Here is a 21,670-nt window from a genome sequence, read left to right as displayed (position 1 = left end):
CTCTAGCTCCTATCTTGTTTTAGTTTACTTCAATCGCCTTGCTGATGGTTCTGACCATCTCATTCCCGACCATATCACGCGTCTGGCGGATACTGTTATAAAAAGCGTTGGCATCTGATGAGCCGTGCGCTTTAATGACTGGCGCCTTTAGGCCGAACAAAGCTGCCCCGCCATATTCAGAGTAATCCATCTGATTTTTCAATTCTTTCAATTGGGGTTTCAGGACTCCTGCAGCAAGTTTGCTCTTAAAGCTGGCAGTCAATGCCGTTTTTAACATAGAAAAGACAGACAATGCCGTTCCTTCTATCGTTTTCAAAACCATATTTCCCGTAAATCCATCGGTTACAACAACATCGGCAGCACCTTGAAGCAAATCCCTCGATTCAACATTTCCGATAAAATGAATCCCGGATTCTTTTAAGAGCCCATATGCCTGCTTAGTCAGTTCATTTCCTTTTTTCTCTTCTGTTCCAATATTCAAAAGGCCCACTCTTGGTTTTTCAATATTCCTGACCTTTTGCGCATATATAGAGCCCATGATTGCATATTGGACAAGATGTTCAGGGCGCGCATCAGCATTTGCACCGGCATCAAGGAGAACAAAGCCGCTGCCGTCTATGGTAGGAAGTGTAGGGGCTAATGCCGGACGTTCTATCCCCTCGATGCGGCCGACCACAAATAATCCGGAAGCCATTAAGGCCCCAGTATTTCCAGCGGAAATGCATGCATCGGCTTTTCCGTCTGCAACATGCTGTGCTGCAAGAACCATAGAGCTGTTCTTCTTACGGCGAACTGCCCGGACAGGTTCATCCGTGCTTAAAATCTTTTCCTCGGTATGAAGGACACTGATCCTTGGATGTGCATTTAAATATTGATTGATTTCTGGTTCATTTCCAACCAGCAGGATTTCTATATCGGAAAACTCCTGTACAGCCTTCATCGCGCCAAGTATAGTTTCCTTTGGCGCATGATCTCCGCCCATGGCATCAATTGCTATTTTCATCTTTCTTCATCCTTTTCCTGGTGATGAGAACGGAACATTTCGAACTCTCCTTTAAAAACCAGTTCGTTTCCGACAAAGCTGTTCACTTCGACCGTTGTCCTGTCTCCTGAGTGTTCCAGATCTTTCACTGCCGCCTTTGCTATGACTCTTTCATTTTCTTTCACGGATCGTGTAAATAAAATAGTAGCCTTTGCGGTTAGCGCCAGTTCATCATTAATGACCGCAACAGCAAGCGAATTGGCCTGGGCAAACAAATGGTGTCCCCTTGCAATTTTATTGCGTTTAAAAACATGCTCTTTTCCTATATCCAATATAGATATCGCATGCCGATCAAGATTTATATCAATCACGTCCCCGATGACCTCATCCAATGGCAAAGACCGGATTTCGTCGCTGAATCTTTTCTCTGCCACGTTTTTAATTCTTTCCCGCAGCTCAGGAATAGATAATTCCAGACGATCCAGCCTTACAGTCTGGACGCTCACCGAAAATTTATCAGCCAGCTCCTCATCCGTGATAAAAGGATTTTCATTAATCGTTTCGATTAAATGCTGCTGGCGTTCCTTCTTATTTCTTCGCATTGAAGGTCACCATCCACAGTATTAAGACTAGGTACTAATAGTAGTATATAGATAAAAAAAGCAGAATGCAAGATACGCCATCCTGCATTCTGCCTTAATAAAGCCTTAAGCTTTCTCTGAAGCTATTAGTCTAACTTTTCACCTTTTAATACGCCGGTATCTTCAAGATGCTTTCTTAGGGAACCGTATTCCGGATCATGCCAAAAACTGTCTGAGCTAATCAGTTTCGCAGCATCATTTCTGGCCACTTCAAGCGTTCTGTAATCATGAACCATATCTGCTACTTTAAACTCAGGCACGCCGCTTTGTTTTTTTCCAAAAAAGTCACCCGGTCCCCGAAGCTCGAGGTCTTTTTCAGAGAGGACAAAGCCATCATTGGTTTCCGACATGATTTTCATTCTTTCTTTGCCTGTTTCCGTTTTAGGATCCGCAAGCAATATACAATAGGACTGGTCAGATCCGCGGCCGACTCTTCCTCTAAGCTGATGAAGCTGCGCCAGCCCGAATCGCTCTGCATCATAGATAACCATTACAGTTGCATTGGGAACATTGACACCGACTTCAACCACGGTGGTAGAAACGAGGATTTGCAATTCATTTTGGCTGAATTCGTTCATTACCGCCTCTTTTTCAGCAGCAGGCAAGCGGCCATGCATAAGGCCTACCCTATACCTTGGGACGAAATATTGATTGAGCATGGAATGGACATCAAGTACATTCTGCAAATCAAGCTTTTCTGATTCCTCGATTAAGGGGCAAATCACATAAGCCTGGCGCCCCTGCTTTAATTCTTTTTCAACAAATGAAAGGATCCTGTCAAGCATATCGTGTTTAGCCCAATAGGTTTCAATGACTTTGCGCCCTGCAGGCATCTCATCGATTGTTGAAACATCCATTTCGCCAAATGCTGTAATCGCAAGGGTTCTTGGTATAGGAGTTGCCGTCATGAAAAGCACATCAGGTGTTTCCCCCTTTTCCCTTAGCACTTTGCGCTGCTGGACACCAAAGCGGTGCTGTTCATCTGTAATCACAAGCCCGAGTTTTGAAAAATCCACTTCATCCTGTATCAGTGCATGGGTGCCGATCAGAATATCCAATTCGCCGCAAGCCAGGGAACTTAAAAGCTCCCGGCGCTTTTTGCCCTTGACTGAACTTGTAAGCATCGCTGTCCTGATGCCAGAAGGCGCCAGCATGTTATTCAAAGAACGCGCGTGCTGCTCAGCCAGTATCTCAGTAGGAACCATTAATGCGCCTTGGTAGCCTGCAGAAACGGCTGCAAATAATGCAATGGCGGCCACTGCCGTCTTTCCAGATCCAACATCGCCCTGCAGCAGCCTATTCATTCTGTATGGAGACTTTAAATCAGAGAGTATTTCATTTACCACCCGTTTTTGTGCTCCGGTCAATGAAAAAGGAAGGGATTCAATAAAGTTTTTAACATTTTTAAGGTTGTAATTCTGCTGAATTCCTTTAGATTGCTCCCGCTGAATTTTGCGGATGGCCTGCATCTTAAGCTGGAAGAGCAAAAACTCTTCATATACAAATCTTCTTCTTGCCTGTTTAACATCACTTGCCGACAAAGGAAAATGCATGGAATGCAGGGCATCCCCCCTTGGCATCAGCCGGTATTGCTCGACTATCTGCTTGGGCAGGTTTTCCTGCACCTGCTTTCCATACTCTGAAAACGCCTTTGTAATATAACGGCGAAGAGCTTTTACCGTAATATTTCCATGTACGGAATAGACCGGTTCATATTCTTTTTCTTTCTGATAAGGGCCAAGCTGGCACTCGCTTCCTGTAATTGTCTGCCGATTGCGGTCCCATTTCCCTGTAACTGTGACGATATCATTGATATGCATCTTATTCTTAAGATAAGGCTGATTAAAATATATGACCGTAACAAGGATCCTGCCAACCAGAAGCTTGATTGTCAGCCTCGATTTTTTTCTGCCGAAATAACTTAGCAGCGGCTCACTATGGAGTTTCCCTTCAACAGTCACTTTTTCATCATGCTCTGCTGCCTCCAGATCCTTCAAGCGATAATCTTCATATCGGAAAGGAAGATAATCCAGCAGGTCAGCCACCTTAAAAATATTCATTTCGTTTAATGCAGCAGCCGTTTCTTCTCCAATTCCCTTTATTAAGGTAATGGGGTCATTCATTGATTTGCTCACTTCTTATTTAGCGGAATACCATAAATCCGGGCCTCAATTTCACGGCCGGTCGGTGTTGCCGCCAACCCTCCCTGTGCAGTTTCCCGCAGTGCCACCGGCATTGTTTGTCCGATTTTGTACATGGCATCGATAACCTCATCGCATGGAATTCTGCTCGTAATACCGGCCAATGCCATATCTGCTGCAACCATGGCATTAGCTGCTCCCATTGCATTTCTCTTCACGCAGGGCACTTCAACCAATCCGGCTACAGGATCGCATACAAGACCCAGCATATTTTTCAGTGTAATGGCCATAGCCTCCGCACTTTGTGCAGGAGATCCCCCTGCCATTTCCACAATAGCGGCCGCGGCCATTCCGGAAGCAGAGCCTACCTCCGCTTGGCACCCTCCTGCCGCCCCGGAAATGGATGCATTATTTGCCACTACAAAGCCGAATGCTCCTGCAGCAAATAAAAACTCGATCTTCTGCTCGCGTGTGGGATTAAGCTTCCTTTGGATGGCGAATAATGTGCCAGGCACTACTCCCGCAGAACCTGCAGTCGGTGTTGCGCAGATTGTTCCCATCGCAGCATTTACTTCATTGGTTGCAACTGCCTTGCTTACAGCGTCCAGCAGCAGCTCACCTGAAAGAAAGTTCCCTTTTTTTATATACTCCTGAAGAAGTACTGCGTCACCTCCGGTCAGTCCGGAATGGGACTGAACACCCTGAAGGCCTCTTTCGACAGCCTTTTCCATGACATCCAGATTAGTTTCCATAAGTTCGATCACTTGTTCCCTGGACCTGCCCGTTACTTCCATTTCCTGTTCAATCATGATAGCGGATATTTTTTTATTCTGAGATTGAGCCAATTCTACCAGCTCAGCAACATTACGAAACAATTTTATTGTCCTCCCCATTTTTCGTTTGAAAACGTTTTCATATTTTTTAACCTATTAATCTGAAACCCTAGCAACCTGTGTAATATCAGGTACTTCTGCTATTTCCTCCAATATATGGTTTTCAATATTATGATCAACTTCAATTGTCATTAATGCCATCTTGCCCTTTTCTTTGCGGGAAACATCCATCTTCCCAATATTGATCTGATGCTTAGCCAGTATATTGGAAACATTTGCAATTGCTCCGAACCGGTCATTATGAACAACCAGGATCGCCGGATGGTGGCCGGAAAGGTTAAGCTGGAAGCCATTCAATTCAATGATTTCAATCTTTCCCCCTCCGATAGATATTCCGACAAGCTCCAATTCGCCTGCATCGTCGCCCATCACAATTTTCGCTGTGTTAGGGTGGTCCATCACTGCATCTTCTTCACGGAATTTTACTTTCATGCCATTTCCTTTTGCCAGGATCAGCGATTCTTTTATACGTTCATCATAGGTGTCAAAATCCAGAAGTCCGCCGACAATCGCAACATCCGTTCCATGCCCTTTATAGGTTTTTGCAAAAGAGCCGTAAAAAGATATGTCTGCCCATTTTGGTTCCCTGCCGAATAAGTTCCTGGCAACCCTGCCAATTCTCGCCGCACCGGCAGTATGGGAACTTGATGGCCCGATCATCACTGGTCCTATTATATCAAAAACGCTTTTATATTTCATATTCTGCCTCCTAAATAGAGTCCTTTGATTCCTGCTGCAAGCTGGGAATATCCGGCCTCATGCACAATAAAACTGCATAGCCTCCTGGCATATGCAGTTCTATTTTACTTCTTTCCCCGTTAAAGGAGCAAATCATTTCTAAAGCTCATCAATGGAATTTTACTGATGTGCCCTCGGTGCCTGTCCATTTTCCGGAAATCCCCTTATTCAATTGAGAAAATAAAAGGATATAACGGCTGTTTTCCATTATGCAATTCTATTTCTACGTCTTCAAACATTTCGCTGCAATATGCCGCAAGCTCGCTGACTTCTTCCTGTGATGCTTCTTCACCGGATATAATGGTCAGAATTTCGGAATCTTCATCAATCAAACGTGAAAGCAAATCCTTCGCAGCATCTAATTTATTCTTGCTTTTTACTATTATTTTACCTTCTTCAAGACCCATGAAATCTCCTTTTTCGATTTCAAGACCATCTATGCTCGTGTCCCGTACAGCATACGTCACTTGCCCAGTTTTCACATGGGCAAGGGCTTCCGCCATAGCACTCCGGTTTTCTTCAGTCCCCCTGGAAGAATTGAATGCCAGAAGTGCTGAAAGGCCCTGCGGCACAGTTTTGGAAGGAATGACTATTACATTTTCCTTAACTACCTCAGCCGCCTGCTGGGCAGCCATTATGATGTTCTTATTATTGGGCAGTATAATGACATTTTCGGCATTCGCCTCTTCAATGGCCTTCACAATATCTTCAGTGCTCGGGTTCATTGTCTGGCCGCCTTCTATCACGGAATCTGCACCAATGCTTTTGAATAATTCACTGATTCCCGATCCCATGGCAACGGAGACAATGCCGTATTTTTCTTTTTCTTTAGGCTTGTTCTCTGTCTGAAGGGCAGCATGAGTTTCGCCGACTATGCCGGAATGCTGCTCTCTCATGTTATCGATTTTCAGTTTAATCAGGCTTCCGTACTGCTGGCCGTAATTCAGCACAGAACCAGGCTTTTCAGAGTGAATATGTATTTTCACAATTTCATCATCAGAAATCACCAGAAGAGAATCTCCATACTCACTTAAATCCAGTTTAAATTTATCTTCATCAAAAGGATGTTCGGCTGTTTTATCTTCTTCCAGTCTTAGCATGAATTCTGTGCAATATCCGTAAACAATGTCCTCAGTATTCATATGCCCTTGGACATTCATATGGTGCTCAGCGCTTACGAGTTCATCCATTGTAGGAAAACTTAGTGTTTCAGGCAGTTTCTCGCCTTTCAATTCAGCAAGAAACCCTTCATATACTAAGAGAAGGCCCTGGCCTCCGCTGTCAACAACTCCCACTTCTTTAAGAACTGGAAGGAGATCCGGAGTGCGGTTCAAGGACGCCCTTGCTTCCTTTGTGATTTCCTCCATAACGGAAATGATGTCTGTGTACTGTTTTGCCGCAGCGAGGCCCGCTTTTGCTGCATCCTTGGCTACAGTAAGGATTGTTCCTTCCACAGGCTTCATGACAGCTTTGTAGGCCGTTTCAACACCATCTTGAAAAGCTTTGGCAAATTCCGTACTGCTTATGGATGCTTTTGCTTCAATGGATTTGGAAAATCCGCGAAACAGCTGGGAGAGGATGACTCCTGAATTGCCGCGAGCCCCCATCAGCAGGCCTCTTGATAAAGAAACTCCAACTTTCCCGATATGTTCTTGAACATTATTTTTTACTTCCTTCGCTCCGGAAGTCATAGATAAATTCATATTCGTTCCGGTATCTCCATCCGGAACCGGGAAAACATTCAATGCATCCACCATTTTTGCATTGGCCGCCAAATGGTTGGCACCCTGAATAATCATTTCCGCAAAATGTTTTCCGTTTAAATTCGTAATAGACACTAACTTTCCTCCTAACTAAAGGTTCGTCACGCGGACTCCCTGTACAAAAATATTTACAGAGTCCACAGCTAACCCTACCGTCTTGTCCAGGGTGTATTTTACTTTCGATTGTACATTATGCGCAATCTCGGAAATCTTGGTTCCATAGCTTACGATGATAAACATATCGATATGCACTTGGCCATTTTCCTGACGGACGATTACACCTTTAGTGAAGTTTTCTCTTCTCAGGATTTCTGCAATACCATCCTTTAACTGTTTCTTGGATGCCATTCCGACTATTCCGTAGCAATCTACAGCCGCGCCGCCTGCTACAGTGGCAATGACATCTGTTGATATATCAATTTGCCCAAATTTCGTTTGTAATTCGATTGACATAATACGTTCCCCCTCCCAAAACTCTTATTAGCTATAAAACATTTTACTATAATGTCAGGTCATTTAAAAGCTATTGTCTTACGGTACTATTATAAATCAATCCCCCTAAGTCTATGTCAAGGTATTTTTCTTGAAAGTAATACACAGAAGTATTGCATTATCGTTTTAGGTATGGTAAATTATTAAAGTATTTCTAAAGACTTAAGATTGATTGTAACTTAAGCTTGCTGTAGTTAGGAGGGAATTTAACATGGCACGTCAATGTGTAATCACAGGAAGAAAAACTCGTTCTGGTAACAAACGCTCACACGCAATGAACGCTAACAAGCGTACTTGGGGCGCTAATCTTCAAAAGGTGCGTATTTTAGTTGATGGCAAACCTAAACGTGTATACGTTTCTGCAAGAGCTCTTAAATCAGGCAAAGTAGAACGCGTATAATGTACAGGCATCCTTCCAGAAAGGATGCCTTTTTTCTATTTTGTAACACTACCTGTTTGTCCGTCCTTTTCCCTCCGCCCCTTGCCGGTTCAGTGAAACAAGATAAAACATGCCTCCAGCCTTTTTCGATCCTCCTTTAGCTTATAGATTAATCTGAAGCATCAAAAAATAGCACCCCCCGCAGAGGATGCTATAGCAGTTTTGCATTATGTCAGCCTTTTTTAAACGCTCCAAGCATGGCCCTTACCAGACCTCCCAGCACCTTTGGCAGCTTAATTGTATAAAATTTCATAATGCCCCTCCTCTGTAAACCGCTTCTTTTAACAAGCGAATCTGCATTTTACGAGATAAGCCAAAATAGGGATATAGGAAATAAAATAAGTCCGTATCCTCATTCAAGCGTGAATTTTAATCACTGCTTCTTATCACCAATAATATGCCTTCAGTAAAGGAAAGATGACCAATATCAGAAATTAGTTCATTGCTGACGCAAAGAGTAGAGCCTCTCTTTACACGGCAGTTTTTGAGCGGATACTTAAAGCCTTCAAGCGTTAACCCTTCAATACAGCTTGCTGCCGGGATAAAGGAAATGTATTTTTTTTCGGGATCACGGCTGATTTGATAAGTTCCCGGTGTTTTAACCGTAATTATATTTTGTTTATCTGCTATGTATATGGAAATTGAGTTATGCAGCGGAAGGATTGATTCTTTAAGCAGAAGCTGCATGTTTCCGAAAAAGTGGTCCAGCCGCCCTCCTGTTGCCCCCAATATATAAATTTCATCTGGTTTTTGCCTTATTGCCCATTGAAAGGCAAGCTCCAGGTCAGACTCATTTTTCTCTGAAGGATATACCTTCAGATTTTCCAGCTTCTGCTGGATGTTTTCCAGTTCTCCTGCAGTTACAGAATCAAAGTCACCAAATGCAGCATCAGGAACAATCCCGCTTTCGAGCAGATGATGCACACCTCTGTCTGCGCCAACCCACACGTCCGCCTTATTTTTATAAGGAAGAAGATCAGGCAATAAATGAAATGGTCCTCCTGCCAGCATGCAAATAATCATGTTAAACCTCCCTTTTTTATATTAAGCTCTGTTATTTTTGCCTATTGTTTGCCGCATCAGCCGCTGCCTTTACAAATCATCATAACATCCCGTTAATATATATCTTTAGCCTATAACAAAAAAGCCGCCTTTAAGCATATATGGCAGGCAAGTGATGCCATAAACCACAACATGCTTAAAGTCCGGCTTTCTTGCGTTTAGCTGCGCAGTTTTCCGATGGCAGCTTTCCGGTCTTCCTGATTAAAAACAGCCGATCCCGCAACTAAGACAGTTGCTCCATGTTCGACACATAGCCTTGCCGTTTCCTCATTTACACCGCCATCGACTTCTATGTCAATTGCAGCTCCTTTTTCCTCAGCCAATGCTTTGACTTCAGAAATTTTAGGCAATACAGATTCAATGAATTTTTGGCCTCCAAAGCCAGGATTCACAGTCATTAGCAATACCATATCAATGTCATTGATAACATGCTGTATAGCCGAAACGGGAGTAGCCGGGTTCAAGACTACTCCCGCCTTCACTCCATGAGATTTAATCAATTGGATAGTGCGGTGCAGATGTCTGCATTCCTCTACATGCACAGTCAGAATATCTGCGCCTGCCTTCGCGAAGGCTTCAATGTATGAATCAGGATCTTCAATCATTAAATGAACATCCAGAGGAAGATTTGTAACTGGACGGATTGCCTCAACGATCAGCGGGCCGATGGTAATATTCGGAACAAACTTTCCATCCATTACATCAACATGAATAAAGTCTGCTCCTCCTTTTTCGACATCCGTGATTTCTGCCCCCAATTTCGCAAAATCTGCTGATAAGATTGATGGTGCGATTTTAACCATTTTTAGTACCTCGGCTTTCTGTCTTTTATTTCTTCTAAAAACTGCAGATAATGATTGTACCTGTATTGAGGTATTTCTCCGATTTCTACAGCTTCTTTTACTGCACACTTTGGTTCTTTGTCATGAAGGCATCCGCGGAATTTGCAGCGCTCGCCTGTCTGATAGATTTCAGGAAAACAATATGACAGCCTTTCAGCCTCCATCTCCAGAAAATCAAGCGAACTGAAGCCGGGCGTATCTGCCACAAGTCCAGAACCTACATGGATCAGTTCAACATGCCGGGTTGTGTGCTTTCCCCGGCCAAGATGTGAGGAGATATCATTTGTCTTGAGTTTGAGTTCGGGCTTCATGGCATTAAGCAAGGATGATTTCCCTACGCCGGACTGCCCTGCAAAAACGCTGGTTTTACCCTGTAAATACGGCTGCAGCTTTTCAATCCCTTCGTTTGTTTTTGAAGAAGTGGTGATCACTGCATATCCTGTTTTTATATAATCGGCGATATATTTTTCAATTTCTTTTACCTTGGACTCCTGCAGCAAGTCCATTTTGCTGATACAGATTATCGGCTCAACTTCATTATCTTCTATCAGCGCCAAAAAACGGTCCAGCAGGGCCGTGCTGAAGTCAGGTTCAACCGCAGAAAATACAAGGATGGCCTGATCTATATTGGCAATCGGCGGCCTGACCAGCTCATTTTTCCGGTCTTTCACTTCTAAAATATAGCCGTCCGTGGGATTTTCAGCCTGATAGACAACTGAGTCGCCAACAAGCGGAGTCACTTTATTCAGACGGAATACTCCCCTGCCGCGGCATTGAATCACATTCCCGCCGTCCAGCACATAGTAAAAACCGCTTAGTGCTTTTATAATTTTGCCCTCCGGCATAGCCTCACTCCTTTTTTAAAGTCAATCTTCCGGATATGGCACCTGTTCGTCCATGATGACCTGATCGTCTCTCATTACTTTGATTTCTGCTTTATCGTTAAAAGGGATTGTAAGCTCAAACGTTTTTTTGGCAGGACTGGTGATTTCGAAGCTATCTGCCGGCTCCTTCATGGTTCTTGTCAGGTCACTTATATAAATTTTCACCAGCTGGGGTTTCCCTTCGGTATCCGGTTCATAGTCGATAGAAACTTCTTTGCTGACCGTTTTAGGCGGCGGTTCCTTGGCCCCTTTTGAAAGTATGACACTTACCGTGCTGCCTTTTTTAATCTCCGTGCCGGCAGAAGGGGACTGAGATATGACCAGACCTTCAGAAATGGCATCATTATACTCTGCTTTATCTGAATTGATGGTAATTCCCGTTTCTGCTTCATAATCATCCAGGCTCGCTTTACTGTACTTTGTTAAATCCCGTAAAGTTACTTTTTCAGGGCCCTTGCTTACTGTAAAATCAAACACTGTATCAGAAGGCACAATTTTCAATCCTGCTCCAGGATATTGCGAAAGGATGGTACCTGCATCGCTGTCATCATATTCTTCTGTGACGTTTATATCTTTGATACCCAACTTTTTAAGGCTGGATCTTACATCATCGATATCCATGTCCCTATAATCCGCGACATCGGTCTTTTCCCTGCCAATACTTTGGTAGATATTCACTTCGGTTCCTTCTTTGACTACCTGGCCTTCTGCAGGATCTGTTTTGATCACCTTTCCATCTGGTACATCTTCATCTTCAAGCTTTATAGTTTTTCCTATTGCCAATCCCTTATCGAGCAAAAGAGTCATTGCATCATCAAGATTTTCATTTTTAACACTTGGAATCTTAATTTCTTTTGCAGCAAACAGGTTAGGGAATACTGTAAGGGCCATTACTCCAAGCAAGGCTAATACCACAAAAGTAGTGACTAGAATAATAGGCAGCCTTTTCCGTCTTTTCTTGGTATTAGTTTTCTTTTTCTTCTTGTTGTTAAGCTTTTTTCCATCCGGTTTCACCGCAGGCTCCGGTTCCTCGGCTCCTGCCTGTTTATCAACAGGATCTGCAGACTTTCCGTGTCCTCTGACAATAGTTTCATCATAATTGGAAATACTGTCTTGGGTTATGATCGGGATGGCTTTGGTAGCATCATCATCCATTGGAATGATGAAGGGCTTTTCATTCTGCCTTTCAGGGTCAAGTGCAGTTCTGATATCCTCTTCCAATGCATCTACACTTTCATAGCGGTAATAAGAGTCCTTGGCAGTGGCTTTTAGAATAATATTTTCTACGCTTTGCGGGATTGCCGGATTCCAGCGTTTTGGCGACGGGGTTTCTGACTGAAGATGTTTAAGGGCAATAGACACAGCCGACTCCCCGGAAAACGGCAGCCTTCCTGTCAGAAGTTCAAACATAACAATCCCAAGCGAGTAAATATCTGACTTTTTATTTGCCATTCCTCCTCGTGCCTGTTCTGGAGAAAGGTAATGGACGGATCCCAGTACAGCATTTGTCTGGGTAATATTTGTGGAACTGAGTGCCATGGCAATGCCAAAGTCCGTGATCTTTACGGTTCCCTGTTCATCAATAAGAATGTTTTGCGGCTTAATATCCCTGTGGATAATGCCGTTATGATGGGCATGTGAAATGGCTGCTGTGATTTGTTTCATAATATCAAGCGCTTTTCTTATCGGAACAGGATAATGCTTTTGTATGTATTGCTTTAATGTCAGGCCATTAACATATTCCATAACGATATAATAGATATCGTCTTCTTCCCCGACGTCATATATGCTCACAATATTGGGGTGGGCAAGACTAGTTGCGGATTGGGCTTCACGATTAAAACGTTTGATGAATTCTTCATCATTGTTAAAATCCATTCGCAGAATTTTTAATGCCACCTCGCGTTCAAGGATCATATCCCTTGCCAGGTACACATTGGCCATTCCTCCGCCGCCAACCATATCCAACAGCTTGTAGCGGCCATTAATTCTTTTACCGATCAGCATACCGCTCACCCGCTTTCGCTTTCATTCGAAAATTCAACAAGCACTAGGGTGATATTGTCTTCTCCGCCATTTTGATTGGCCTGGCCGATCAAAGAATCCGCTTTATCCTGGAGCTGCTTTTCTCTCAGCACAATATTCTTCATATCATCTGCATTTAGTTTATTGGACAGGCCGTCAGAGCATAATAAAAGCATGCTGCCCTGATCCATGTAAATGGTCGTTATATCAATCTCCACATATAATTCTGTTCCCAAAGCGCGCAATAAAACATTCTTCCGCGGATGATGCTCTGCATCTTCCCTCGAAATCTGCCCAGAACGGACAAGTTCATTAACTAAAGAATGATCTTCAGTAACCTGCCTGAATTCGCTTCCGTCAAATAAATAACATCTGCTGTCACCTATATTGGCAATCGTAATAAAAGCCTCCGTACATATGGCAGCAACAATGGTTGTACCCATGCCCTGGCATTCCGTGTTCTTTTCCGAATGCTCAAACAGCAGTTTGTTCACTTTGACTATGTGGTCGCGAAACCAGTCCTCTGCATCATCCGGAGATAGAATGTCAACAGACTGCGACCAGCTTTTGCTCATATAATCTATCGTCATTTCACTGGCAACATCACCGGCACGGTGGCCGCCCATGCCATCTGCAACGATGGCATGGCGGACGCCTTGCGGATTAAGAAAGATACCGCCATTATCTTCATTATGCTGGCGGACCTTTCCTCTGTCTGTCATAAATATTGCCTTCATAGGTTCACCTCGTCTCTTCTTTTCGCTCCTTAGCCCGAAGCTGGCCGCATGCAGCGTCAATATCCGAGCCTTGTTCCCTGCGGATCGTAACGTTGACACCATGGTTTTTCAGCGTTTTTTCAAAAAGGAAAATTTGTTCCCGAGGTGTTCTCACATAGTTGCGTTCCGGCACATAGTTAACCGGAATTAAATTCACATGGCACTTAATGCCTTTAATCAGCCTTGCAAGCTCTTCTGCATGCTCTACCTGATCATTTTCACCGCCAAACAGGCCATATTCAAAGCTGATTCTTCTGCCTGTCTTTTCTGTATAATATTTCACAGCTTCGATAAGATCTGGAAGCTTATAGGCACGGTTGATCGGCATAAGCTTGCTTCTAAGCTCTGAATTTGGGGCATGCAGGGAAATGGCGAAGTTTATCTGCATTTCTTCATCCGCAAACTTATAAATTTTGGGTATGATTCCGCTCGTTGAAACCGTGATATGGCGGGCACCAATATTCAATCCTTTTTCGTGATTAATATTTTTCAGGAATGAAAGCATATGGTCATAATTGTCAAATGGTTCACCTATACCCATTATAACGACAGAACTTACTCTTTCGCCAGTTTCATCGAGCGCCTGCTGTACTTTTACGACTTGTGCAACGATTTCTCCTGCTTCAAGATTCCGTTTTAATCCACCAAGCGTGGAAGCACAGAATGTACAGCCAATACGGCACCCTACCTGTGTCGTGACACAAACTGAATTACCGTATTCATGGCGCATTAAAACAGTTTCAATGGAATACCCGTCATGGAGTTCGAATAAAAACTTGATCGTGCCATCATTTGATGTTTGCTGTATTAATGTATTTAGAGTTGTTATGGAAAAGCTGTCCTCTAATTTGTCGCGCAGCCCTTTATTTAAATTGGACATTTCTTCAAAGCTTCCGACTCTTTTTTTGTATAGCCAGTCATATACCTGTTCTGCCCTGAATGGCTTTTCACCGTTTTCTGAAAGCCACTCTCTTAACTGATGCAGCTCAAGTGAATAGATGGACGGCTTCTCCTGTGATTTTTCTTCTTTATTTCTTACTGTTAACACTTCTGCCATTTACTGTACCTTCTTTCTAAAGCTGGCAATGAAAAAGCCATCGCCGCCAAAATCCTGAGGCAATACCTGGATTTTATGATTAACTGCGAATGGTTTAATTCCATCCGGCATTCTGTCCTTCAATTCCGTATCCATTTCAAAATCGGGATTAGCCGCCAAAAACGCTTCTGCGACTTCATCATTTTCTTCCCTGTCTACTGTGCATGTGCTGTAAATCAGCCTTCCACCCTTTTTGAGGAGCGGTGCAGCTGCCTCTAGAAGGTTTTGCTGAATGACGGACAGCCTCATTATATCATCTTTTGATTTTGTATACTTTACATCAGGCTTTCTGCGCATGACGCCAAGTCCTGAACATGGGGCATCAACAAGGATCCGGTCAAATCCTTCCTTATTAAAAACTTCCTGCACTTTCCTGCTGTCATATGCCAAAACTTTAATATTCCTTAGACCCAGCCGTTCCGATTGTTCTTTAATCAACTTCACTTTATGTTCATGAAGATCAAGAGCAGTAACCTGCCCAGTCGACAAACCTTCCGCAATATGAGTCGTTTTGCCTCCAGGTGCCGCACAGCAATCAAGGACCATATCATTGCCGCTGGCTCCTAGTGCATATGCAGCCATCATGGAGCTCTCATCCTGAATGGAAAGAAGACCCATTGAATAGCTTTCAGAATGAGCTAGATTTCCGCTAAGGGAATGTATTGCTTCAGGAATGATGGTACTTCTCTCGACTTGAAACCCTTCCTCTGTTAATGCGCTGATCAGCTCATCCCTGGTAATTTTTTTCGTATTTACCCTCGCTGTCTGTACTGGGGGTATCAGGTTCAGCTCGCACATTTCTTCCGTTCTTTCTTTCCCAAGCTGTCCAATCCAGCGTTCAACAAGCCATTCGGGGGTGCTTGTTGATATGGATATCTTTTTTGCATCGTCTTCAATATCTTCCAATGAAGGAACGCCATTTCGCTGAATGTTTCTCAGCACTCCATTTACCATAGAGGAAATCCCCTTATGGCCGCGCTTCTTGGCAATTTCCACAGCTTCGAAAATAATCGCATGATCAGGGACCTTGTCTAGGTAGATGGTTTGATACAACGACAGCCTCAGAAGATTGATGACCCAGGAAAGTGTTTTCTTTTGGTTCTTGATAAACGGCTGCAAATAATAATCCAGTGTCATTTTCCTTTGTATGGTGCCATAGGCAATTTCCGTAAGCAGTGCGCTGTCTGCTTGGGACAGCTTATTTTTATTAATGACAGTGTTCAGCAATAAGTTACTGTATGCCTGATTTTTTTCAACTGATTCTATAACATCCAATGCTATTTCACGGACATTTTTCTTATTTTGACTCATTCTCTACTCCTAACTTCAATCCGGCTGTAATAAACGAACCGGCACCGCGCAAGTAATCTTTTGAACTCATTCTTTTCTTCCCGGAAGGCTGCAGCTCCGTGATCAATACGGCAGTCTTATTTCCGGTTGCTACTAAAATCCCATTATCTTCGATTGAAATAATTTCACCTGGAGCTTTTTCCTTGTCAGTATGCAGTTTTGCCGCTTCCCAGATTTTTAAAACTTCCCCGTTCATCAAAGTGTAAGCGATCGGCCAAGGATTCAACCCGCGAATTTGATTATAAATATCTTCACCTGATTGATCCCATTTTATTTTCTCATCAGCACGCTTTATATTTGGTGCAAATGTAGCCTCTTCATCATTTTGTTTAATAGGGGACAATTCACCCTTGATGAGTTTAGGAATGGTTTCAGATAATAAATCAGCTCCTGCAGCACTTAGCTTTTCATGCAGCGTCCCTACATTATCATTTTCCTCTATATCCACTACCGCTTTGGTCAGAATATCTCCGGCATCCAATTTTTCCGCCATATACATGATCGTTATGCCGGTTTTTTCTTTCCCCTGAAGGATTGCGTAATGGATTGGAGCTCCTCCTCTTAGTTCCGGAAGCAGTGAGGCATGCACATTGATGCAGCCTAATGTCGGGGAATCAAGAAGTTCATTAGGAAGAATCTGTCCAAAAGCCGCTGTAACGACTAAATCCGGTTTTAATGAGATTATTTTATCCAATTCTTCTTTCACACGGATTTTTTCCGGCTGAAATACAGGGATTCCGTGTTTTTCTGCTTCGATTTTGACCGGCGGCGGTGTAAGGACCCTTTTTCTTCCAACAGGGCGGTCAGGCTGGGTGACAACTCCGATCACTTCATATCCATCCGTGATAAGCCGCTGAAGGACTGGCACCGAAAAATCAGGCGTTCCCATAAAAACAATTTTTGTCATTCTCCATCATATCCTTCCAATTCTTCTTGTGTTAAATAATGTGTAATTTTGCTTGTAAATAAAATGCCATTTAAATGGTCTATTTCATGCTGGATCGCCCTTGCCAGAAAATCCTCTGCTTCGATTTCGTAGTGACGGCCTTTTCTGTCCTGTGCCTGAACCTTTATTTTGTAAGCTCGTTTCACTTCTCCATAAATATCAGGAAAACTAAGGCATCCTTCAGGTCCCGTTTGTTCTCCATCCTGTTCGACAATAACAGGGTTGATTAATTCTATTACACCTGATTCATCATCAATCTCGACTACAGCAATCATTTTCCTCAAGCCGATTTGCGGAGCAGCCAGCCCCACGCCATCAGCTTCAATCATCGTTTCGTGCATATTATTTAGCAGCTTGGCCAAATTTCGGTCAAAACTTGTAACTTTATCACATTTTTGTTCCAGAATTTTATCCGGAAACATCACAATCGGTAATATAGCCAATATATAATAAACCTCCTATTAGAAAACAGCACACGGTCTCCGCTTAAAACAACCCTATTTTAATTAATCAGCCGGCTTCCGTAAACAAAACAGGCAGCCGGCAGGAAACTGAAGTCTCAACAACTAGAAACCATTATAAGCTAAAAAACAAAAATCTTCATCCCAAAAAAAGCGTAAGTGCCTGTTTAGAGGAACAAAGACTAAGAACGCCTCGCCTCGTCCCGCGGCAACGTCTTCGTGACCCCATTCCAAAAGATTAAGGTACACGCATTTTGCCAAAAGACAAGCCTTCCTGATGACCGTTTTTCAGGAAGGCTTTAATTATTATTATAATGGGCCGGGCTAAAGAATGGCATTCATGTATATTTTTTAGTTCGTTCTGTTTACATCATGATTTGAGGTTTTAAGTCAATTGAAATCTGAAGGTGATGCTGTGATGTTTCCTGCTGGTAGTGCTCCAGAATGGTTCTCATGAGCTTGGGCAGCATCGGTTCCCTTTTGTATTTTATCAGACATTGATAGCGATATCTATTGTTAATCCGGGTAATTGGAGAAGCAACCGGCCCTAGAATGATTGATTTGCTGCTCAAGCCTGTACTTAGATACTTTGTGATTTTTTCGGTAGTGGACACGGCTTTCATTAAATCCTCATGAGAAACCGTAACAAGTGCTACATAGTAATATGGCGGATAATGATTTTGTCTCCTGATCATCATTTCCCGTTCATAGAAAGCATCATAATTCTGTGTGCCTGATAATTCAATGCTGTAGTGTTCAGGAGTGTAGGTCTGTATGATAACTTCCCCTTCTAATTCATGCCGTCCTGCTCTGCCGCTAACCTGGGTCAGCAGCTGGAACGTTTTTTCAGAAGAACGGAAATCCGGCAAATGAAGCATGGTATCTGCCGAGAGCACACCCACAAGAGTAATATTAGGAAAATCGAGCCCCTTGGCAATCATTTGGGTTCCGAGGAGGATATCTGCCTTTCCCTCTCCAAACGCCGTAAGCAGGCGCTCATGTGAACCTTTTCTGCTTGTTGTATCAACATCCATCCGGATAACCCTCGCTTGGGGTAAAAGCTTTACCAGCTCCTCCTCCACCTTTTGGGTGCCTGTACCAAAAAACCGGATATGGTCGCTTGAGCATTCTGGACAAATAGACGGCATGCCTTCTTCATGTCCGCAGTAGTGGCACTTAAGGGAGTCATTAAAGCGGTGATAGGTCAGCGATATGTCGCAGTTGGGGCAGTTCAGTACGATGCCGCAGCTCCGGCACATAACAAAGGATGAGTGGCCTCTTTTATTTAAGAGCAGTACCATTTGTTCTCCCTTTTCCACACGATCTTTCATCTTCTCAAAAAGGATTTCTGAAAACATAGACCTGTTTCCTGAACGGAGTTCTTCTCTCATATCCACAATCTGGACAGAAGGCATGGCATGATTGTTCATCCTCTTAGTTAGAGTCAAAAGGGTGTACACACCTTTTTGCCCCCGTGCAAAGGATTCCAGTGCAGGAGTCGCACTGCCTAAGATCACTGGGCACTTATGGGAAAGAGCCCTTTCAATTGCAGCATCCCTGGCATGGTATCTTGGAGTTTCTTCCTGTTTATAGCTTGATTCATGTTCTTCATCTATTATGATAATCCCCAAATTTTCAAATGGAGCAAAAACAGCAGAACGTGCTCCTACAACAACCTTTACTTCCTTGCGGTGTATTTTTCTCCACTCATCATATTTTTCTCCCGCAGACAGCCCGCTGTGCATGACCGCCACCTGTTCACCGAAACGTTCCTTAAAACGCTTGACTGTTTGAGGAGTCAGGGATATTTCAGGAACAAGCATAATTGCTTCTTTTCCTTTTTGCAAAACCGAATCAATAGCCTGGAGATAAATTTCCGTTTTGCCGCTTCCAGTCACGCCATACAAAAGGAATACTTCATGTTTTTCAGCTTCGATAGCCGAGACCACCGGCTTTAGCGCAACTGCTTGTTCGTCTGTCAGGTCAAAAGGCTTTGTTCTTTCGAATACCCTGTCTTGATAAGGATTGCGGTAAATTTCCTCTTCTGTTTCAGCAAGGATTTTCTTATCTTCAAGCGCCTTAATGGTACTTGTGGAGGCATTCGTTTTTTCCGTAAGCTCCTTTAAGCTGATTTTTTCAGGGCTGATGATGAAAAACCTGACAACAGCCCGCTGTTTTTTTGAATTCTGCGATAGCGTTTTATCAAATTCCTCCAGCTCTTCAGGAGAAAGGAGCGGCTTGATATAACGGGCCGTTTTTTTATTAGTCCTGTTTTTCACATGGTAAACCAGCTCCAGATTTCCTTTTTGGACTTCTCCCTGGAGCAATGCCATATGATTTGAGTTTAATGCTTCATTCCATTCTATAGAGCCGTTTCGATCAAGCAATTGCTTGATGGCCGGATGCAGAGTTTCTTGTTTGCCTGGAGGAGCATGGAGCACTTTTTCATACTTGGCTTTCATTGCTGCCGGAAGCATGGATTGCAGGGCAGATATCTTAAAGCACATCGTTTCCTCCGTCAGCCAGTCTCCAAGACTCAAAAGTTCATCATTCAAAACAGGCTCAAGATCCATAGGTTCTTTTATTTCCCTCAGCTTTCCAAACTCACTGGCGGATTTTAAGGCAGTAACGAACCCTTGGACCATCCGCGGGCCAAAAGGGACAATAACCCTCATCCCTGGCCTGATTGCATCTATCCATTTATCAGGAATCCGGTAATCGAATTCCCTGTCTGTCTGTTTAGCAGGAACATCAACGATAACCGAGGCTATATTCATGAATCATCAGTCCTTTTTGAGCAGATGGACAGCTTCGTTAAGAATATTTAAGGCCGCATCCCTTTTGCTCATTTTAGGGAGCTCCAAGCTTGTCCCATCTTTTTTATATATGGTGATAATATTTGTATCCGATCCAAATCCTGCTCCATCTAGGGATACATTATTGGCAATAATCATGTCTGCATTTTTTCTTTCCAATTTACCGCGCGCATAATTTTCAACATTTTCTGTTTCAGCGGCAAAGCCTATCAGAATCTGTCCAGATTTTTCCCTGCCTAATTCCTGCAGGATATCTCTGGTCCGTTTCAGCCTAAGCACATGCTCGCCAGTCTGCTTTTTCATTTTTTGCCCATGATACTCTTGCGGTGTGTAATCCGCTACAGCTGCTGTTTTTATGACAGCGTCACAATCCTTAAATGCGCGCATGACTTCCTGGTACATATCTTCAGCAGATTCGACAGCAATAAAGGTTACACCTGCGGGAGGAGACAGGGAAACCGGGCCGGAAATCAGCAAAACCTCCGCTCCCATTTCAATTGCCTGCTCTGCAATGGCATACCCCATCTTTCCGGACGACTGATTTGTAAGATATCGGACCGGATCAATATGTTCCCTTGTGGGGCCAGCGGTAATGATAATCTTTTTCCCGCTGAGGGGTTGACTGTTTTTTACCGGATTGAAATGCTTTTCGATATTGCTGATAATTTTTTCTGGTTCCTCAAGTCTGCCCTTTCCAACATATCCGCAGGCAAGATAGCCTTCGGAGGGTTCGATAAACCGGAATCCATAATCATGAAGCTGTAATATATTTTTTTGTACAGCTGGTTTGCTATACATATTTACATTCATGGCAGGAGCAATCCAAACAGGAGAGTTTGAAGCCAAAATTGTTGTCGTTACCATATCATCCGCAATTCCGTTTGCAAGCTTTCCGATTATATTTGCCGTAGCAGGAGCCACAACAATGAGATCCGCCCAGTCAGCGAGATCAATATGTGCAATAACTTCCGGATTTTTCTCGTCAAATGTATCTGTAAACACATCATTTCTCGACAGAGCCAGGAAGGTCAGCGGTGCAACAAACTTGCATGCTGATTCACTCATAATGACCTTCACCTTTGCACCTGCCTGAGTAAGTTTACTAGTTAAAGCAGCTGCCTTAAATACGGCAATGCCTCCTGTAACACACAAGAGAATTTTCTTATCTGTAAGCATCTTATATCCCCCAACTACTCTCTTTTTCCTTCATTATGAAGGAACCCGGCAAAAAAATCACGTTTTAGCGGTTAAGGCATCCGACTCTTTTTTTGCTGGGTCCTGCCTTATTTCGGCAAATGAAAAGGGCAGACAACCGGCCAAAAT

General features: G+C 43.4%; 20 protein-coding genes. 1 reads left to right on the top strand and 19 read right to left on the bottom strand.

Annotated elements, in window-relative coordinates; translation table 11 throughout:
• Nucleotides 1-19: 19 nt before the first annotated feature.
• The 7 genes from plsX to BIV59_RS00455 form a co-directional block, all read right to left on the bottom strand.
• Entirely contained in the window at nt 20-1,003 is a 984-nt protein-coding gene (plsX, locus tag BIV59_RS00485) for a phosphate acyltransferase PlsX (protein ID WP_071349466.1), read from the bottom strand.
• On the bottom strand, nt 1,000-1,584 hold the full coding sequence (gene fapR / locus BIV59_RS00480; protein ID WP_071349465.1) for a transcription factor FapR: 585 nt from the start codon (nt 1,582-1,584) through the stop codon (nt 1,000-1,002). Before fapR ends, plsX begins: the two co-directional genes overlap by 4 nt.
• 125 nt (nt 1,585-1,709) lie before the next feature.
• Nucleotides 1,710-3,746: an ATP-dependent DNA helicase RecG gene (gene recG, locus BIV59_RS00475; RefSeq protein ID WP_240501827.1), complete on the bottom strand. Its 2,037-nt coding sequence runs from the start codon at nt 3,744-3,746 to the stop codon at nt 1,710-1,712.
• Nucleotides 3,747-3,754: 8 nt separating this feature from the next.
• A complete protein-coding gene (gene sdaAA / locus BIV59_RS00470; protein ID WP_071349463.1) occupies nt 3,755-4,639 on the bottom strand; it encodes an L-serine ammonia-lyase, iron-sulfur-dependent, subunit alpha in 885 nt (294 codons plus the stop codon).
• A gap of 54 nt (nt 4,640-4,693) precedes the next feature.
• Nucleotides 4,694-5,356, bottom strand: coding sequence for an L-serine ammonia-lyase, iron-sulfur-dependent subunit beta (sdaAB, locus tag BIV59_RS00465; RefSeq protein WP_071349462.1), 663 nt, complete (start codon nt 5,354-5,356; stop codon nt 4,694-4,696).
• 203 nt (nt 5,357-5,559) lie between these two features.
• A complete protein-coding gene (locus BIV59_RS00460) occupies nt 5,560-7,233 on the bottom strand; it encodes a DAK2 domain-containing protein (RefSeq protein ID WP_071349461.1) in 1,674 nt (557 codons plus the stop codon).
• 15 nt (nt 7,234-7,248) lie between these two features.
• Nucleotides 7,249-7,611, bottom strand: coding sequence for an Asp23/Gls24 family envelope stress response protein (locus BIV59_RS00455; protein ID WP_071349460.1), 363 nt, complete (start codon nt 7,609-7,611; stop codon nt 7,249-7,251).
• A 250-nt stretch (nt 7,612-7,861) separates the two neighbouring features.
• Here BIV59_RS00455 and rpmB point away from each other — a divergent pair, with 250 nt between their 5' ends.
• On the top strand, nt 7,862-8,050 hold the full coding sequence (gene rpmB, locus BIV59_RS00450; RefSeq protein WP_028392895.1) for a 50S ribosomal protein L28: 189 nt from the start codon (nt 7,862-7,864) through the stop codon (nt 8,048-8,050).
• Between the two features lie 211 nt (nt 8,051-8,261).
• Here rpmB and spoVM read toward each other — a convergent pair whose 3' ends face one another.
• The 12 genes from spoVM to coaBC all read right to left on the bottom strand — a co-directional run bounded on the left by spoVM (nt 8,262) and on the right by coaBC (nt 21,523).
• Complete coding sequence (gene spoVM / locus BIV59_RS00445) at nt 8,262-8,342, bottom strand: stage V sporulation protein SpoVM (protein WP_046522178.1); 81 nt, start codon at nt 8,340-8,342, stop codon at nt 8,262-8,264.
• A 116-nt stretch (nt 8,343-8,458) separates the two neighbouring features.
• On the bottom strand, nt 8,459-9,112 hold the full coding sequence (locus BIV59_RS00440; protein WP_071349459.1) for a thiamine diphosphokinase: 654 nt from the start codon (nt 9,110-9,112) through the stop codon (nt 8,459-8,461).
• A gap of 197 nt (nt 9,113-9,309) precedes the next feature.
• Nucleotides 9,310-9,954: a ribulose-phosphate 3-epimerase gene (rpe, locus tag BIV59_RS00435; RefSeq protein WP_071349458.1), complete on the bottom strand. Its 645-nt coding sequence runs from the start codon at nt 9,952-9,954 to the stop codon at nt 9,310-9,312.
• A gap of 2 nt (nt 9,955-9,956) precedes the next feature.
• Nucleotides 9,957-10,838 (bottom strand): ribosome small subunit-dependent GTPase A, encoded by an 882-nt coding sequence (rsgA, locus tag BIV59_RS00430; protein ID WP_071349457.1) that lies wholly within the window; start codon nt 10,836-10,838, stop codon nt 9,957-9,959.
• A 21-nt stretch (nt 10,839-10,859) separates the two neighbouring features.
• Nucleotides 10,860-12,884: a Stk1 family PASTA domain-containing Ser/Thr kinase gene (gene pknB / locus BIV59_RS00425; protein WP_071349456.1), complete on the bottom strand. Its 2,025-nt coding sequence runs from the start codon at nt 12,882-12,884 to the stop codon at nt 10,860-10,862.
• Nucleotides 12,885-12,889: 5 nt separating this feature from the next.
• Nucleotides 12,890-13,639: a Stp1/IreP family PP2C-type Ser/Thr phosphatase gene (locus BIV59_RS00420; RefSeq protein WP_071349455.1), complete on the bottom strand. Its 750-nt coding sequence runs from the start codon at nt 13,637-13,639 to the stop codon at nt 12,890-12,892.
• Nucleotides 13,640-13,643: 4 nt separating this feature from the next.
• Nucleotides 13,644-14,735, bottom strand: coding sequence for a dual-specificity RNA methyltransferase RlmN (gene rlmN / locus BIV59_RS00415; RefSeq protein WP_071349454.1), 1,092 nt, complete (start codon nt 14,733-14,735; stop codon nt 13,644-13,646).
• Nucleotides 14,736-16,085 (bottom strand): 16S rRNA (cytosine(967)-C(5))-methyltransferase RsmB, encoded by a 1,350-nt coding sequence (rsmB, locus tag BIV59_RS00410; protein ID WP_071349453.1) that lies wholly within the window; start codon nt 16,083-16,085, stop codon nt 14,736-14,738.
• Nucleotides 16,072-17,031, bottom strand: a complete 960-nt coding sequence (gene fmt, locus BIV59_RS00405; protein ID WP_071349452.1) for a methionyl-tRNA formyltransferase — start codon at nt 17,029-17,031, stop codon at nt 16,072-16,074. Before fmt ends, rsmB begins: the two co-directional genes overlap by 14 nt.
• On the bottom strand, nt 17,028-17,513 hold the full coding sequence (gene def / locus BIV59_RS00400; RefSeq protein WP_071349451.1) for a peptide deformylase: 486 nt from the start codon (nt 17,511-17,513) through the stop codon (nt 17,028-17,030). Before def ends, fmt begins: the two co-directional genes overlap by 4 nt.
• A 383-nt stretch (nt 17,514-17,896) precedes the next feature.
• Nucleotides 17,897-20,308 carry a primosomal protein N' gene (gene priA / locus BIV59_RS00395; RefSeq protein ID WP_071349450.1) on the bottom strand — a complete coding sequence of 804 codons (2,412 nt, stop codon included), beginning with the start codon at nt 20,306-20,308 and terminating at the stop codon, nt 17,897-17,899.
• 6 nt (nt 20,309-20,314) lie between these two features.
• Entirely contained in the window at nt 20,315-21,523 is a 1,209-nt protein-coding gene (coaBC, locus tag BIV59_RS00390) for a bifunctional phosphopantothenoylcysteine decarboxylase/phosphopantothenate--cysteine ligase CoaBC (RefSeq protein WP_071349449.1), read from the bottom strand.
• Nucleotides 21,524-21,670 lie beyond the last annotated feature (147 nt).

Source organism: Bacillus sp. MUM 13 (assembly GCF_001866725.1).
Classification (GTDB): domain Bacteria; phylum Bacillota; class Bacilli; order Bacillales; family DSM-1321; genus Peribacillus.
The sequence above is the reverse complement of the archived record's forward strand: the minus strand, read 5'-3'. Positions and strand labels throughout refer to the sequence as shown.

Bases quoted from the DNA above. Each gene is read 5' to 3' on its own strand.
- plsX (WP_071349466.1), bottom strand. From the start codon at position 1,003: ATGAAAATAGCAATTGATGCCATGGGCGGAGATCATGCGCCAAAGGAA.
- fapR (WP_071349465.1), bottom strand. From the start codon at position 1,584: ATGCGAAGAAATAAGAAGGAACGCCAGCAGCATTTAATCGAAACGATT.
- recG (WP_240501827.1), bottom strand. From the start codon at position 3,746: ATGAATGACCCCATTACCTTAATAAAGGGAATTGGAGAAGAAACGGCT.
- sdaAB (WP_071349462.1), bottom strand. From the start codon at position 5,356: ATGAAATATAAAAGCGTTTTTGATATAATAGGACCAGTGATGATCGGG.
- BIV59_RS00455 (WP_071349460.1), bottom strand. From the start codon at position 7,611: ATGTCAATCGAATTACAAACGAAATTTGGGCAAATTGATATATCAACA.
- rpmB (WP_028392895.1), top strand. From the start codon at position 7,862: ATGGCACGTCAATGTGTAATCACAGGAAGAAAAACTCGTTCTGGTAAC.
- spoVM (WP_046522178.1), bottom strand. From the start codon at position 8,342: ATGAAATTTTATACAATTAAGCTGCCAAAGGTGCTGGGAGGTCTGGTA.
- BIV59_RS00440 (WP_071349459.1), bottom strand. From the start codon at position 9,112: ATGATTATTTGCATGCTGGCAGGAGGACCATTTCATTTATTGCCTGAT.
- rpe (WP_071349458.1), bottom strand. From the start codon at position 9,954: ATGGTTAAAATCGCACCATCAATCTTATCAGCAGATTTTGCGAAATTG.
- rsgA (WP_071349457.1), bottom strand. From the start codon at position 10,838: ATGCCGGAGGGCAAAATTATAAAAGCACTAAGCGGTTTTTACTATGTG.
- pknB (WP_071349456.1), bottom strand. From the start codon at position 12,884: ATGCTGATCGGTAAAAGAATTAATGGCCGCTACAAGCTGTTGGATATG.
- BIV59_RS00420 (WP_071349455.1), bottom strand. From the start codon at position 13,639: ATGAAGGCAATATTTATGACAGACAGAGGAAAGGTCCGCCAGCATAAT.
- rlmN (WP_071349454.1), bottom strand. From the start codon at position 14,735: ATGGCAGAAGTGTTAACAGTAAGAAATAAAGAAGAAAAATCACAGGAG.
- rsmB (WP_071349453.1), bottom strand. From the start codon at position 16,085: ATGAGTCAAAATAAGAAAAATGTCCGTGAAATAGCATTGGATGTTATA.
- fmt (WP_071349452.1), bottom strand. From the start codon at position 17,031: ATGACAAAAATTGTTTTTATGGGAACGCCTGATTTTTCGGTGCCAGTC.
- priA (WP_071349450.1), bottom strand. From the start codon at position 20,308: ATGAATATAGCCTCGGTTATCGTTGATGTTCCTGCTAAACAGACAGAC.
- coaBC (WP_071349449.1), bottom strand. From the start codon at position 21,523: ATGCTTACAGATAAGAAAATTCTCTTGTGTGTTACAGGAGGCATTGCC.